This window comes from Embleya sp. NPDC059213 (genome assembly GCF_042754445.1).
Lineage (GTDB): Bacteria > Actinomycetota > Actinomycetes > Streptomycetales > Streptomycetaceae > Embleya.
Genome location: NZ_JBHZAV010000054.1, coordinates 1 through 14,541, shown reverse-complemented (window position 1 = coordinate 14,541; position 14,541 = coordinate 1). Strand labels below are relative to the sequence as shown.

10 protein-coding genes, 2 pseudogenes and 1 riboswitch are annotated in these 14,541 nt (G+C 73.1%); of the genes and pseudogenes, 2 read left to right on the top strand and 10 right to left on the bottom strand.

Translation table 11 applies throughout. The annotated features are described in order from the left end of the window. Nucleotides 1-537: 537 nt before the first annotated feature. The 8 genes and pseudogenes from ACFXMF_RS21135 to ACFXMF_RS21100 all read right to left on the bottom strand — a co-directional run. Nucleotides 538-924, bottom strand: a complete 387-nt coding sequence (locus ACFXMF_RS21135; RefSeq protein ID WP_379990361.1) for a nuclear transport factor 2 family protein — start codon at nt 922-924, stop codon at nt 538-540. A 36-nt stretch (nt 925-960) separates the two neighbouring features. Further along, the gene (locus tag ACFXMF_RS21130) at nt 961-2,406 is read right to left on the bottom strand and encodes an aldehyde dehydrogenase family protein (protein WP_379990360.1); all 1,446 of its coding nucleotides are present in this window, start codon (nt 2,404-2,406) and stop codon (nt 961-963) included. Between the two features lie 147 nt (nt 2,407-2,553). Next, the gene (locus ACFXMF_RS21125; protein WP_379990359.1) at nt 2,554-3,513 is read right to left on the bottom strand and encodes a helix-turn-helix domain-containing protein; all 960 of its coding nucleotides are present in this window, start codon (nt 3,511-3,513) and stop codon (nt 2,554-2,556) included. 527 nt (nt 3,514-4,040) lie between these two features. Continuing rightward, nucleotides 4,041-4,625, bottom strand: a complete 585-nt coding sequence (locus tag ACFXMF_RS21120) for a snapalysin family zinc-dependent metalloprotease (protein WP_379990357.1) — start codon at nt 4,623-4,625, stop codon at nt 4,041-4,043. Nucleotides 4,626-5,341: 716 nt separating this feature from the next. After that, nucleotides 5,342-6,094 carry a ferredoxin gene (locus ACFXMF_RS21115; protein ID WP_379990355.1) on the bottom strand — a complete coding sequence of 251 codons (753 nt, stop codon included), beginning with the start codon at nt 6,092-6,094 and terminating at the stop codon, nt 5,342-5,344. Beyond that, complete coding sequence (locus ACFXMF_RS21110) at nt 6,091-6,906, bottom strand: ABC transporter ATP-binding protein (protein ID WP_379990354.1); 816 nt, start codon at nt 6,904-6,906, stop codon at nt 6,091-6,093. Before ACFXMF_RS21110 ends, ACFXMF_RS21115 begins: the two co-directional genes overlap by 4 nt. Continuing rightward, entirely contained in the window at nt 6,903-7,991 is a 1,089-nt protein-coding gene (locus tag ACFXMF_RS21105; protein WP_380020716.1) for a FecCD family ABC transporter permease, read from the bottom strand. Before ACFXMF_RS21105 ends, ACFXMF_RS21110 begins: the two co-directional genes overlap by 4 nt. A 166-nt stretch (nt 7,992-8,157) precedes the next feature. Continuing rightward, a pseudogene (locus tag ACFXMF_RS21100) lies at nt 8,158-8,754 on the bottom strand (ABC transporter substrate-binding protein); the annotation flags it as partial. 317 nt (nt 8,755-9,071) lie between these two features. After that, nucleotides 9,072-9,297, bottom strand: a riboswitch (cobalamin riboswitch). Nucleotides 9,298-9,438: 141 nt separating this feature from the next. Here ACFXMF_RS21100 and ACFXMF_RS21095 point away from each other — a divergent pair. Beyond that, nucleotides 9,439-9,555: pseudogene (locus ACFXMF_RS21095) on the top strand (DUF2975 domain-containing protein); the annotation flags it as partial. A gap of 42 nt (nt 9,556-9,597) precedes the next feature. Here the strand turns inward: ACFXMF_RS21095 and ACFXMF_RS21090 are convergent. Continuing rightward, complete coding sequence (locus ACFXMF_RS21090) at nt 9,598-10,317, bottom strand: hypothetical protein (protein WP_379989534.1); 720 nt, start codon at nt 10,315-10,317, stop codon at nt 9,598-9,600. Nucleotides 10,318-10,397: 80 nt separating this feature from the next. After that, nucleotides 10,398-12,944, bottom strand: coding sequence for an ABC transporter permease (locus ACFXMF_RS21085; RefSeq protein WP_379989531.1), 2,547 nt, complete (start codon nt 12,942-12,944; stop codon nt 10,398-10,400). 350 nt (nt 12,945-13,294) lie between these two features. On the opposite strand from ACFXMF_RS21085, the gene ACFXMF_RS21080 reads away from it, so the two are divergent. Next, nucleotides 13,295-14,494: a sensor histidine kinase gene (locus ACFXMF_RS21080; RefSeq protein WP_379989530.1), complete on the top strand. Its 1,200-nt coding sequence runs from the start codon at nt 13,295-13,297 to the stop codon at nt 14,492-14,494. The last annotated feature ends 47 nt before the right edge of the window (nt 14,495-14,541 follow it).

Below are 14,541 nucleotides of genomic sequence, written 5' to 3'. Positions count from 1 at the left end.
GGTGCGTGCCCGGATCCCCCGCCGCAGCCTCGACGCCGTCGCGAACGGCGCCACGATGTCGGCGAGTTCACAGCGAAGGCCGTCCTGGTCGCCGTACGCGCGGTCCGCGGCAACCATCCGAATGGACCCCCGCCGGCCTGCTTCGCCGCACGGGCCGGAGCGGCTGGTTTTGCAGTTTCGTGCGGAAACCGGGGTGGGCGTTCCCCTTCGCGAAGTAATGGGCCGGCGTGCAGGGAACGGCGAGCAGCGGATGGTGGGGGCGCTCGTCCGCCCGACAAGTGGTCACCGCGGTGGATCCTCCCGACGGACGCCGGGTACTGCCCGCCCACGTACGGGCGTTGATCCGCTCGTGGCCTCAGGTCGACTCGGACGGGAAGAACCCGAGCCGCCGCACCGCCGGGTGCTGTGCACCGACCACCGGCTCCGCCCCTGTTCGCCCGCCCACCTCCCTCGCCGCCGCGCCGCCGCGAATCGACGACGAGAACGCCCGATGTCCGGCACGAACTCGCCCTGGGATTCGGGGCCATGGACGGGTCGTCACGTGGCCGGGCTGTGGAACGTCTTGCCGGCGATCAGCCATCGGCCGTCCGTACGCACCAGGGAGAAATGGTTGACGAAGTCGGCGCCCTGGTAGCCGTATTCCTCCAACACCGCCACCGCGACCTCGCCGTTCACCTCGATGGAGCGGATTTCCCAGGAGTACTGCGCCGACCATTGCCGCTCGCCGGACTCGGCGGCCACCACCCCGCAGAACGCCTCGATGGGCGCGGAGACGAACGCATCGCCGAGGTAACCCCACATGTGGGCGTCGGGGTGGAAGACGGCCCGGACGGCGTCGCTGTCCCCGGCGGTCACCGCGCGCACATAGGACAGGACGGCGGCGTGGACGCCGTCGTGGTCGGGGTGAGGGTGGACGGAGGTCATATCGGGTACCCGGCTTTCGTCGTCGAAGCGGGACGCTCAGCCGTGGTGCAGCCAGACGCCCTTGGTTTCGGTGAACGCGTCGAGGGCGTACGAGCCCATCTCCCGTCCCCAGCCGCTGCTGCGAAACCCGCCCCAGGGCGCCGCCGGGTCGGGGATGGGCGGCATGTTCACGAACACCGCCCCGGCCCGGATGCCGGCCGTCAGCCGGTGCGCGGTGCGCAGGTCCGCGGTCCACACCGCGGCGGCCAGCCCGTAGTCGGTGTCGTTGGCGCGGGCGATCAGCTCGTCCTCGTCCTCGTAGGTGAGCACCGGCAGCACCGGGCCGAACACCTCGTCGCGGGCGATGGACATGGTGTCCCCGACGCCGGCCAGTACGGTGGGCCGGTAGAAATTGCCCCGCGCCAGGTCGCCGCCGGCCCGGCCGCCACCGGTGACGACCTCGGCGCCCTCGGCGACGCCCGCGGCGACCATGGACTCCACCCGGTTCAGGTGCTCCTCGCTGACCAGGGGGCCGAGGTCGGTCCCGGCGGCCAGTCCCGGGCCCAGTCGGAGCGCGGTGACGGCCGCGGCGAGCTTGTCGGTGAACTCCGCAGCGCGGGCGCGGTCCACGTAGAACCGGGAGTACGCCGCGCACACCTGACCGCTGTTCAGCAGCGCGCCCTGGAGGTTGCCCGCCACGGCGGCGTCGATGTCCGCGTCGCGGGCGATGATGCTGGGGGCTTTGCCGCCCAGTTCGAGCGTGACCCGCTTGAGGTCGTCGGCGCTCGTCCGGGCGATCTCCCGGCCCACCGCGGTGGAGCCGGTGAACGAGACCTTGTCCACTCCCCGGTGGGCGACCAGCGCCTGTCCGGTCTGCGGGCCGCCGGTGAGCAGGTTGACCACCCCGGCGGGCAGTCCCGCCTCCTGGCAGAGCCGGATCAGGTGTACCGAGGTCAGCGAGGTCTGCTCGGCGGGCTTCAGGATCACCGTATTGCCGCAGGCCAGCGCGGGCGCGATCTTCCAGGCCGCGATCATCAGCGGGAAGTTCCACGGGGTGATCAGCGCGCAGACGCCGACCGGTTCGCGCCGGGTGTAGTGCAGGGTGTCGGGGAAGGACACCGGGGCGACCGACCCCTGGATCTTGGTCACCCACCCCGCGTAATAGCGGAAGTGCTCGGCGGCTCCCGCCACGCTCACCGCGCGCGCCACCCCCAGCGGCTGACCCTGGTCACGGGTCTCCAACTCGGCCAACTCGGCGGCGTCGCGCTCGATCAGGTCGGCGATGCGCCACAGTAGGCGGGCCCGTTCGGCCGCGGTGATCCGCGCCCAGGCCGGATCGCCGAGGGCGGCCCTCGCCGCATCGACGGCGGCGTCCACGTCCGACCGACCGGCCGCGGCCAGCCGACCGAGCAGCGCACCGTTCGCCGGGTCGTGCGCGGGGAACTCCGCACCGTCCGCCGCCGCCGTCCACGTTCCGCCGATGAGAAGCCGGCCCTTCGCCATGCCGCCGCCCTGGTGTCACGGCGCGTCCGACGCGCGCCTCCCGGAGCGAGGATCTCCCTTCGGGGTCCGGGTCTTCTTGTCTTTGGGCGCCCGGTACTTGTCCGTGGGCGCCGGCCCGGTCCGCCTTCCGGCCGCCCACGCGACGCCTCATCCGAGCGCCGTCGCCCGATACTCGCGCGGGCTGCATCCGTACGCGCGGCGGAACGTGCGGCTGAATCGGGCCGCGTCCGTCAGGCCCCAGCGGGCGGCGACGGCCCCGACCGGGCGTTCCCGGAAGGTGGGATCGCCCAACTCGCGGCGGCAGTGCTCCAGTCGGCGATGCCGTATCCAGCCGGACACGGTCGTCCCCTCCTCCTGGAAGAGCCGGTGCAGATGACGGGTGGAGACGTAGTGCGCGGCGGCCACCCGTTCCGGGCCCAGGCCGGGATCGCCGAGCCGGTCCTCGATATAGGCCCGGATCGTGGTGATCGACACCCCTCGGCCCGTCCCGCCGGCGGACGCGACCGGGTCGAGCCGGGCCGTGACCAGACCGGCCACCAGATCGCTCACCGTATCCGCCAGTCGGTGCAGCTCGGCCCCTTCGAACTCCGCGTGGTGCTGCGGAAGTTCCCGCAACAGGCTCACCGCGAGGGCACCGAAGCCGCGCTGCCCGGACAGCCGCCGGGCGGTGGCCCGGCCCATCTCCCGCAACGGGACGCGCAGCAGGGGCCGCGGCAACATCACCACCAGTTGGCGGTATTCCGCCCCGAAGGACAGGCTGTAAGGGCGGGTGGTGTCGTAGATCGCGAAGTCACCGGCCGCGAGCGCCACTTCCCGGCCGTCCTGGCTCAGCACGCATGCTCCGGAGAGTTGGAGGCCCAGCTTGAAGTACTCGCCACCGGACGCCGTGATCAAGCGAGGGGTCCGGTGTACCGCGTGAGCATTCGCCGAGACCTCGGTGATCTGTAGCGCGCCCAGCTCCATGGACCGCATCCGGCCCCGGAACGGCCGCCCGGAGCTGTGCGCCGGCTCGGCGCGCAGCGGGACGAAGGTTTCGGAGACGGCCGATCGCCAGTATTCGAAGCGGTCGGCGCCGCGCAGGCCGTCCGTCGTGACCACGAATTCCATGCCCCGCCAAGCCTTCCGATGTCTCGGTACGCGGTCATTGTGTCCGCCGACTGGTATCGCGCGCCAGATCGGCGGGGCATCGCCGGCCGAGGGCGGGGCGGCGGCGACCGGTGGTGCGGCTTGGTGTTGCTCGGCACGGCTTGGTGCGGCTCGGTGTGGCTCGGTGTGGCTCGGCATGGCTTGGTGCGCCGGGGAATGCCGCGCGTTGGTTCCGGCTGCGGCTGCTTCCCGGAACGGTCCGTCGCCGAGACATGCGCTGGACACGGGGTGGGTGTCGCCGCGGCCGGGGTGTCGATACCACCGGCCGCGGCGCATCGCCTCGCCGTGGCGGGTCGGGCGTCGAGCGTACCGGCGGCAATGGCGGGGCGACCGCGTCGATGCGGGGCGAAACCGTTGCCGGGCGGGGTCGTCCCCGGTGGTACACACATCTCATGTGGCTGCCCCGCGCCCTCCGGTGGTTCGCGGCCGACCCGAGACCGGTGCGCGGGTCGGGCGTTGCGATCGGCGGACGCGTTCGTCGTCGGACCTCAGGGCACGTCGACCATTACCCGACCGTCGGCCGGGGTCTGCGCGGCGGCGGCACGGCCGCCGTAGGCGGACTCGACGCGGGACCGCTCGGCCGCGTCGGGGACGGGGTTCCTACAGGCGACTCCCGCGCTGGAGCCTGACATCAGCTTGGAGCACGGACCTGGTTTGGTGTCCGGGAGGCCCAGGTTGTGGCCGATCTCATGGGCCGCTATGCGGGTCTTGTCGTAGCCTTGGGCGACCGCCTGGCTGCCGAGTTCCACCCATCCCTGTCCACCGGGGCGGACAGGGCCCAGGCTTGCCTGCGGCCAACCGTTGGTGGCGGTGATCCGAATCTGGGCACGAGTACCGGACGGTGCCTTCGCCAGCTTCACGTTGGTGACGTTCGCGTTCCAGGTGGCGACTCCGGCCGCGATGGCCGCTTCCCAGCCACCGGCTCGGGAGTCGTCATAGTAGAGGGTCGTCGCCGCCGAAACGCTGTTCGGGGCGGCGTTGGACGGCGCGGAGGCGGCTTGCTCCGCAGGCACCATGACCATGGTGACGACCGCGGCGGTCCCGACTGCCGCGAACCACTTGGAGTGGGGCATAAGCGTCCTTCCGCTGGATTTGTCCGTGGCGGGGAGAGCACAGGTCCTTGGGTTGTCGGCGACCTGTCGACTCGTGTTCGTCTTTGGGAGTATGTGCGTGCCCGTGGGTTCGCAGGCATACCAGTCGGCCATAACGTCCACGCAGGAGCGAAGAGGCCGCTCGGCCGGACGCCTGTCGCGCCGAATCGCACCGCAGGTCGCGAGCCCCCGGCCGCCTCACCGACACGAGACCTCGGCCACCGCCGCACGCGTGCGGAAGGTGGCAGCGTGTGGCGCGAACCCAGGGCTACGGGCCGGAGATTCGTCACGACTTCGACCAGGCGCGACCTCGCACACGGCCGACGACCGTGCCCGAACGTCGTGGGAAATCGGAACCGGTGACGCCGCAGGGACAGGTCGCGGTGCGGTGTTGCCGGTCGAAGGTGAAATCGTCCTTGGCGAAACCGGGGGCGGTCCGCCGCGTGGGTCGACGCGCATCGCACCGGCTCCGAGTCCCGCAATCACGAACAACGCGAGAAGCCGGCCCCCGCGGTCGCCTTCGGCGATCCGATCGCTGCGTGCGCAACCACCCGCTCGCTGCCGGGTGTCCCCGACGGCATGACGTCGCCTCCCGCGCCGCCTCCGCCCGCGCCTCCGCTGTGGCAGCGCTGCGCGGAGGGGGCGGGCACGAGCGACTCCGTCGGCCGTCGGGGCATCCGTGTCACCGGGCGGACGGGTCAGTCTTCCGGCCGGTTTGCCGGCTCCTTCCTGCGCCGTGGGAGGCGATGCGTCGTGATCGGCCGGCCGCCGACGAGATGGTCGGTCACGATCGCGGTGATCGCCGCCGGGTCCACGTGCCCGTACCAGACGTCGTCGGGCTGCACGCTGACCAGCGGAGCCTGGTTGCAGGGGAACTGGCACCCCGTCTGCGTGACGAGGACGTCGTCGTCGCCGAGCCCGTGCTCCCTGAGTTGCCGTATCAGCGAACGCTGGGTGTCGTCCGCGCCCTTGGCCGTGCAGCGCGGCCCGCGGCACACCATCACCTGGTGTCGGTGGCCGGTGACCTCCTCCCAGACCGGAGAGGTGAGACCGGGTTCCTCGCCGGTGATCGGTTCGGCGGATGCCACGGCATCGGCCACGGCATCCGCCGAGTCGACGAGCCGGGCGGCGACGAGCAGCACGGGGCGATGGCCGGCGCGCTCGCGCCACCAGTACGCCGCGATCCGCCGCAGCCAGGAGTGGCCCGGACCGGATGCGCCGAGGCGGACCCCGATCAGGACGACGGTCTCCGCGCCCGCGTCGGCCAGTCTGGTCAGCTCGGCCGACAGGGACGGCTCACCCAGTTGCAGGAACGCCGTCGTGGCGTGCCACGACACGGCGGCCGTGCACAGCTCGGCCCGGCGATCGACCTCCGTGCCGGACATGCCGACCAGGACCGTCGTACGGCCCGAAGCAGGCCCTGCGGAGGATCCCGCACGGTCTTGGCTCATGACTCGATCCCCTCGGTAAGCAAGCCGTTCCATCGGACGTGCGGTCGGTGATGCAAGGGGTGCCGCTCCACGGTCGCGTCGACGCCGTAGACGCGCGCGATCGTGGCGGAGGTGAGCACCTCGGCGACGGGCCCATGGGCCACCAGCCGGCCTTCGAGCAGCACGGCGACGTCGTCGCAGTAGGCGGCGGCGAGTTCGAGGTCGTGCAGAGCCGCGACGGTGGTGATACCGAGCCCGCGCACGGTGTCGAGGAAGCCGAGTTGGTAGCGCAGGTCGAGGTGGTTGGTGGGCTCGTCGAGCAGGAGCACCTCCGGTTCCTGGACCAGGGCGCGCGCGAGTTGCACGCGCTGGCGCTCGCCGCCGGACAGGGACGACCAGGTCCTGTCGAGCAGCGCGCCGACATCGGTGGCGGCGGCGGCCTCGGCGAGCACGGCCTGCTCGTGTGCGGTCGCGAGGCCGGGCAGCACGGGCCACCGGCCGCGATGCGGCGTGCGCCCCAGGTCAATGACCTGGCGGGCCGTCAGCGGCAGCACGGTGTCGGCCTGCTGTTCCATGAAGGCCACCCGGCGCGCGCGTCGGCGGGCCGTGAGGCTGTACAGGTCCTCGCCGTCGAGGAGGACTCGGCCCGTCTGCGGCCGGCGCAGCCCGGCCAGGGCCCGCAGCAGCGTCGTCTTGCCGGCGCCGTTCGGCCCGAGCAGGCCCGTCACCCGACCGAGGGCGAAGCCGACCGTCACGTCCGTCAACAACGTGGCGCCGTCGACGCGCACGCCGACGTGTTCGGCGGCCGGCGCCGCCGGGTTCACGACGATCACGGCCGACTCCCCCCGGCCGACCTGCCGGCCGCCTGGCGCCACAACAACCATGCGAAGAACGGCGCTCCGAGCCCGGCGGTGACGACGCCGACGGGGATCTCCTGCTCCGGGAGCACCGAGCGCGCCACGATGTCGCTGCCCACGAGCAGCGACGCGCCCACGAGTGCGGACATGGGCAGCAGGAGGGCATGGCGCGGGCCGCACACCAGGCGGACGACGTGCGGCACGACCAGACCCACGAACCCGATGACGCCGGTATTGGCGACCAGACATGCGGTCACCAGCGCCGCCGCGGCGATCAGGGCCCAGCGGGTGCGTTCGACGTGCACACCGACGGAACGAGCCGCGGTCTCGCCGAACGCGAACGCGTCGAGGTCCCGGGCGGCCGCGACCATCGCCACCGTGCCGAGGACGGCCACCACGACCAGGAAAACGGCCGTGTTCCACCGCACCCCGGCCACCGAGCCCAGCGTCCACTCCATGACGCCGCGGGCGGCGTTGCGGTCGCCGAGGACGAGCACGACGAACGAGGTGTACGCGCCGCACAACTGCCCCACCGCGATGCCGGCCAGCACGGTCCGCGAGGCCGGCAGGGTCCGGCTGTGCGCACCGGCGAGGGTCAGCACGACCAGGACGGCGAGCAGGGCACCGACGAAGGCGGCGGCCGGGAGCGCGCCGATCACCGCGGTGCCGGAGACTCCGACACCGAGGACGATCACGGTGACCGCGCCGACGGCGGCGCCGTTGGAGATCCCGAGCAGGTAGGGGTCGGCCAGGTCGTTGCCGGTCAGGGTCTGCAACACCGCGCCGCACACCGCGAGTCCCGCGCCCGTCGCGGCGGCCCCCAGGACGCGGGGCAGCCGCAGTTGCCAGATGATCCGGTCGTCCAGCGCCGTGACGTCGGAGCCACCGAGACCGAGTCGGCGCAGCACCACGTCGGCCACGACGTGCGGCGGCTCGTGGACCGATCCCACGGCGAGGCCGAGCAGCACGGTGGACAACAGCAGTACGGCGGCGACGGCCAGGGCCACCGCCGCACGGCTCGCGCCCGCGAGCCGTGCGGCGGGACGATCCGTCACGGTCACGGACGCCGGTCGCATTAACACATACAACTACACACCAGAACACGACGGCACCGTCGGCGAGCAGCACGCCGGGGGTCGACTCGGAGAACGGCACGACCACGTACGCACGGCGCTGGACGGCCTTGAGCTTGTTCAGCACGGGGTCGTGTTCGAGATAGTCGATCTTGGACTGTGCGGTGTCCCAAGCGGCGTCCGCGAGCACGATGGCGTCCGGGTCCGCCGCGACCACCTGCTCCCAACTCGTGGTCTTCCAGCCACCGGCCAGCGTGTCGAAGACGTTGCGGGCGCCGACGGCGTCGAGCACGAGCTGGGGTCCGCCGTGGCCCGCGCCGACGTACGGGGTTTTGGTACCCGAGTCGTACCAGAGCACGTTCAGGCCCTTGCCCGCCGACTTGGCCGTGACTTCGGCAAGTTGCCGCTTCTGCGCGTCCCGGATGGCGGCGGCGCGCGGTGCGACACCGAACACCTCGGCGACATCGCCCAGTTCGTCCCACACCGTCTGGAAGGACGCCGACGCCTGCTGCTTGCTGTCGGCGCACCCCAACGGCGACAGGTAGGTGGTGATGCCCTGGGAACCCAGTTCGTCCCGCGTGCCCGCCACCTTGTCGGTGAAGGCGCTGGAGTAGGAGGCGTAGAGGAAATCCGGGCGCGCCGCGAGGAGTTTCTCCTTGGACGGATACTTCTCGGAGAGCACCGGGACGGTGTCGTAGGCCGCCTTCCATCGCGCCGGGACCGCGTCGTCGAGGTACGCCGTCCCGGCCATCCGGGTCTGTAGATCGAGAGCCAGGGCGACTTCGGTGGCGCCCTGGTTGAGGGTGACCAACCGGGCCGGCGGTGACGTCACGGTGGTGGTGACGCCGCACCTGCTCACGCTCACCGGCGTCGAGTGGCTGCTCCCGGCCGCCGCGGCGGGCTTGTCGGCCTCGGGCGCACCCGTGCACGCGCCGAGCGCGCCGACGAGCAGGATCGCCACGGCAGCGAGGCCGGAGCGCGTGGAACGCGGGGCGCGCGCCGGAGGTATGAAACGTTCGAATCGAAACGGGCGCAGGGCAGCGCGGGGCATGTGTTCTCCAACCCTCGTGGAACATGTCGCGCCGTGGCCGGTCTCCTGGCTTCCGCATCGACGTTCCGCAGCCGGCCTTCCCGGTTGGCTCGTTCCCGATCCACCCAGTGACCCCGACCGCTGTGGGAGCGGTCGGCGAGGGCCGCGGGACTCCGCGGCTACAGTGGCGAGGGCCGCGCCGGCATTCGACCGGCTTCCCGTACACCACGGCGGCGATAGGCTACCAAACCGCTCGTCGTGCCTCGTCGGCGCTCACGCCCACCGACGCCGGCCGGGTCCTCTCGGGACCGGCAACCCGCTCCGCGCCTGGACCCACGGGTGGAACAACGGGTGGAGACGCGGATGGATCCGAAGGTGGGTCCCTGCGGCGGAGGTCGCCTACGGGGCATGGCCGTCCTGGGAGTTGCGCTCGTCGGGCTCGTGCTGCGGATGCTGCTTGCCCAGGCCGTCGCGCGCGACGTCCAAGCGGCCCGGATGCGGGCCGAGTCGGAGGAGGTGATACTCCCCCATCCGGCGCATCGCCCGGAGCCGCACGGGGCGGCGCTACCGCGTGTGGAGGATGTCCGCCTCGCCGGACGTGGCATGCACCCGCACCCGGTGCGGTGCGGCCGGATCCCGGGCCACGTCGACCTTGACCGAGCCGTGCTCGCTGCTCGCGTCCGTCGCGTAGACGGTGCCGGCCGGCAGCCGGACCCGGGCGTTGTCGCCTTCGGCGTCGACCCGATCGGGTGGCGCGGCGAAGGACAGGTCCACCGCGTCCCGGTCGGCCCGGGCGACGACCGTACGCGTGGTCAACCGCTCGCCGCGGATGCCGCCTTGTGCCGTCCGCGCGTCCAGATCGCCGGACAGGCCGGTCAGCGTGACCTGCCCCGAGGTGGTGCCGACCCGGACCGCGAGCCCCGGCGGCACCCTCACCTCGTAGGAGACCTGCGCGCTGCCGCTCACGGTGTGCCGCAGCGTGAGCGTGCCCTCGGCCGACACGTGTTCGGTTGCGGGTTCGGCGGTGCCGAAATGCTTGATCTCGGTGACCCGCACCGACCCGGGCCCGCCCTGAACCACCTGCACCCGGCCCGCTCCGCCGACGATCACGAGCCGGGTGAGCGGCGCGTCGATGGTGTACTGCGCCCGGCGGGTGGTTGCCTGAGACGGCGAGTCCGGTTCGGCACACGCGGATCCGCCCAGCAGGAGGCCGGTGAGCACGCACAGGCGCACCGGGCGACCGAGTGCGCGGCCGGCGAAAGATGGTGAACGCTTGGGCCACATGGGAGTTCTCGTCCTGATCGGAGTCGGCGAGCACGAGCTCGTGGGCACGAGTGCGGCGGCGGACCGGAGTCGGCGTCGCACTACTGTGCCCCGATCGCGGTGAGGACCGGGATCCGTGCCGCCCGGCATGCGGGGAGCAGCGCCGCGAGCACACCCACCACTGCGGATCCGGCTGCGATCACGGCGAGCGTCGACCACGGGACGGCGAGCACCTCCAGGCCCTGATCGGCCAGTCCGCGCCGGGCGGTCACTCCCCAGCCGACGCCCAGCAGCAGTCCCAGGAGCGTGCCGTACGCCGACAGTGCCACCGATTCGGCCCGGACCATGCGCCGGATCTGCCCGTGCGAGGTGCCGATCGCCCGCAACAGGCCGATCTCCCGGGTGCGTTCGAGCACCGACAGGGTGAGCGTGTTGACCACGCCCAGGGCGGCGATCAGGATCGCCAACCCGAGCAGCGCGTAGACCAGGTCGAGCACCCCGTCGATTCCGGCCCGGATCACGTTCTTGTACTCCTCCCGGTCGCGGGCCCCGGCCTGGGGGAACGGTGCCAGGGCCCGGGCCAGGCTCGCCTTCAGCGCGGCTCGCTCGGTGCCCGGCGCGGCGTCGACGAAGATCATCGCCTCCTGCGCGCCCGGCGCGATCCGGGCCAGTGTGTCCAGGTCGGTCAGCGGTGCGTCCCGACGGCCGATCGACCGACCCGCCGGGTCCGGCGCCCGCAGCGCACCGACCGTCACGGTGGCCTCGGCGCCGACGGGGCCGCGCAGACGCACCGGGCTGCCGACGGACAGCCGCAGGCCGGCCGCGTATCCGGCGCCCAGGCTGATCGTGCCCGGAGGCGGCGCCGGCAGCAGCACTCCGGTCGGCGACCGCTGCCGCAGGACCGCGGGCAGGTCCGGATCGGCGCCCTGTACCCACGCGTTTCGGGATCCGCCGTCGGTTACCACCTCGACCCGGGCCTCGCGCAGCCGGATCACCCGGCCCACACCCGGCGCCCGGCGGACGGCCTCGACCACCTCCGCGGTCAGCGGGGCGTCGCCCTTGCTGCTCTGAACCGTGATGTCGGACCCGAGGGTGCGATCGATCCGGGCATCCATTGACGCACTCGCGGACGCGGCGACCACCGCGGTGGCCGCGACCACGGCCACGCCGATCGCCAGTGCGGCGGCGGTGGCCGAGGTACGTCGGGGGTCGCGCACCAGGTTCTCCCGCCCGAGTCGATCGATGCCGGCGCCGCGCCGGCCGGTGAGCCGCGCGAGCACCGGGATCACCGTGCGCACCAGCAGCGGGCCGAGCACGATCACGGCCACCAGGCTCAGTACGACCCCCACGATCGCGAGCGCCCCGCCGACCACGGCCGCCAGGACGCCGGCCGCGCCGATCACGGTGCGCCGCCGGGCGGGACGGGTGGTCGCGGGACCCGCCGCCTCGCGCAGCGCCGCCATCGGCGCGACCCGGCTCGCCCGGGCGGCAGGCACGGCGGCGGCGAGCAGGGTGCCCAGTACGCCGACCAGGTAGGCCGCGATCGGCGTGCGGGCGGTGATCGCCAACGGGGCGTCGGCCGGGCCCACGCCCGCGCCGCCGATCGCCTCACGCACCAGCGCGGCCAGGCCGATACCCGTGGCCAGGCCCAGGGTCGAGCCGATCGTGGCGAGCAGCAGCGCCTCGACCTGGACCGAGCGACGGACCTGGCCACGGCTGGCGCCCAGCGCTCGCAGCAGCCCCAGCTCCCGGGTGCGGCGGGCGACAAGCATGGAGAACGTGTTGACGATCAGAAAGCCGGCCACCAGCAGCGAGACGCCCGCGAAGCCGAGCATCGCCGTACGTACAAACTCGACACCGGCACCCGCCTCGTCCGCCTCCGCGGCGGCGAGTTGGGCCCGAGTGCGCACCTGCGCGCTCGCGCTCGCGCCCAGGGCGTCGCTCACGCGCCGGGCCAATTCGGTGTCGGCGACACCGGCCGCCGCGTCCACCCGTACCGAGGTCAGCACGTCCGGCACACCCAGGAGCCGGGAGCGGGCGGCGTCGGTGTCCAGGAAGACCGCGGGATATCCGGGATCGAGGGCGCGAAACGTCGCGATGCCCACGATCACCGCCTCGAAGCCGCCGGGCACCGCGACGATCCGGACCCGATCACCGAGCCTCAGGTGAGCCCGCCGCGACGAACTCGCGTCGAGCACCACCTCACTGGGGCCGTGCGGCTCCCGGCCCGAGGTCAACCGGACGGGCGAGCCCGGATCGGGAAGCCGGTTCCCGGCCACGGTCCGGCCGCCCGCCGTGCCCTCCACCCGCTGATCGCCGCGCGCCACCACGGCCACGTTGTGCACCTCGATCACCGGATGGGCGGCAGCCACCCCCGGCACCCGCCGGACCGCCTCGAGCACGCCGGCCGGCAGGGTCGGCGGCCCACCGGGCGCGGCCGAGCGCAGCCCGGCGTCGCTGTCCGGATCCGGCGCACGCACCGTCACATCGGCCGCGCCGTCCGCCGCCAGATCCGTCGCGGCCCGGGTCGTCGTATCGGCGAGCACCAGCGTGCCCGTCACGAACGCCACCGACAGCAGCACCGCGAGACCGGACAGCAGCAGCCGACCGCGATGTGCCAGGAACCCGCGCAGGGTTGTCCGCAACATGCGCTCACCCCCGCCCGATCCGGAACCGAGGGGCCCGCGCGGCCGATTCGACCGGGCCCGGGCCCACGCGGTCGGCTCGGGTGGTGTGCCCCGGTGCCCCGGTGCGCCCGGGGCCGGCGCCGGTGTGCGGTGTTTCATGACCGTCCTCACTCGAAGCGGACCGCGTCGACGCGGTCCCGGTGCCGCAACGCTCCCGCCGCCACCCGTTCGCGCGCGTCCGGCTCGCGACCCCCGGGCGGGACCGGGTCGCCCGGTCCGGGTCCGCCTGCGGCATCGGTCGTGCGACCGATGCCGGAAGGTCCCTCCCCGGGGGGACGCGCGGTCGAGCGGGGGCGAACTACCGTCTGTCCGTGGAACACAGCCGACCGCCCCTCACCCAGCGCCTGACCCTGCGTCACCTGGTCGCGCTGGACGCGATCGCCGCCGTCTTCGTCACGGTCGTGGTCAGCCCGGACCCGCGGCGTCTGGACGAACGCGGCCTGCCGCCGGCGCTGTTCGTCCCGGTCGTGATCGCGCTGGCCGCGGCCGTGTTGGTGCGCCGACCGGCTCCGCTGCCGGCCTTCGGGCTCTGCTGCGTGGGATACGCGACCATGGCCACGCACGGCTACGCGAAGTCGCCGCTGATCCCGCTGATCTTCGTGATCTACACGGTGGGCCTGACCCAACCACCGCGGCGATCGGGCGTGCTGGTGGGCACGGCGGCGCTGATGGTGGGCATCGCCCCGCGCCTGGCCGGGTCCGACGAGTCGACCTGGTCCTACCTGACCGGCTGGCTGCCGGCGGAGATCGGGCCGCTGCTGGCCTTCTGGGTGATCGGGGTGACCGTGGGCAAACAACGGGCGTACAACGCGGGCCTGCGCGAGCAGGCCGAACGACGGGCCCGGGCACAGGCGGAGCAGGCACGCCGCACGCTGATCGAGGAGCGGCTGCGGATCGCCCGGGAGATGCACGACGTGGTCGCGCACAGCATGAGCGTGATCGCGGTGCAGGCCGGCGTCGGCCACCACGTGAGCGGCAACCGACCGGACGAGGCGGCCAAGGCGCTCGCCGCGATCGAGACCACCAGCCGCTCGGCACTGCGCGAACTGCGGGCGCTGCTCGGTGTGTTGCGCGAGGAGAAGGCGCCGGCCGACGACCCGTCGACCTTCCACGCGGCGCCCGGTCTCGCCGACGTGCCGGCTCTGGTGGAGAAGACCGGCCGGGCCGGCCTGCGGGTCGCGGTCCGAGTCGAGGGCACCCCGCGCGAGTTGCCCGCCGGGATGGACCGCGCCGCGTACCGGATCATCCAGGAGGCCCTGACCAACGTGGTCAAGCATGCCGGGACCGAGTGCGGCGACGTGCGCATCCACTACGGCGCCGGCGACGTGCGGATCGAGATCACCGACGAGGGTGTCGGCCCGATCGCCGACCTGCCGGGACCGGCCGTGGGCCACGGCCTGGTGGGCATGCGCGAGCGGGTCGCGCTCTACGACGGCGAGTTCCAGGCCGGCCCGGGCATCCGGGGCGGATTCCGGGTGGTCGCCCGGCTGCCGCTGGGGGCGGGCGGATGAACATCCGGGTGTTGGTCGCCGACGACCAGGCGCTGGTCCGGGCGGGC

What these genes read in the sequence shown, in the direction of transcription:
- ACFXMF_RS21085 (WP_379989531.1), bottom strand. Translation starts at nt 12,944, where the DNA reads ATGTTGCGGACAACCCTGCGCGGGTTCCTGGCACATCGCGGTCGGCTG.
- ACFXMF_RS21120 (WP_379990357.1), bottom strand. Translation starts at nt 4,625, where the DNA reads ATGCCCCACTCCAAGTGGTTCGCGGCAGTCGGGACCGCCGCGGTCGTC.
- ACFXMF_RS21130 (WP_379990360.1), bottom strand. Translation starts at nt 2,406, where the DNA reads ATGGCGAAGGGCCGGCTTCTCATCGGCGGAACGTGGACGGCGGCGGCG.
- ACFXMF_RS21125 (WP_379990359.1), bottom strand. Translation starts at nt 3,513, where the DNA reads ATGGAATTCGTGGTCACGACGGACGGCCTGCGCGGCGCCGACCGCTTC.
- ACFXMF_RS21115 (WP_379990355.1), bottom strand. Translation starts at nt 6,094, where the DNA reads ATGAGCCAAGACCGTGCGGGATCCTCCGCAGGGCCTGCTTCGGGCCGT.
- ACFXMF_RS21090 (WP_379989534.1), bottom strand. Translation starts at nt 10,317, where the DNA reads ATGTGGCCCAAGCGTTCACCATCTTTCGCCGGCCGCGCACTCGGTCGC.
- ACFXMF_RS21135 (WP_379990361.1), bottom strand. Translation starts at nt 924, where the DNA reads ATGACCTCCGTCCACCCTCACCCCGACCACGACGGCGTCCACGCCGCC.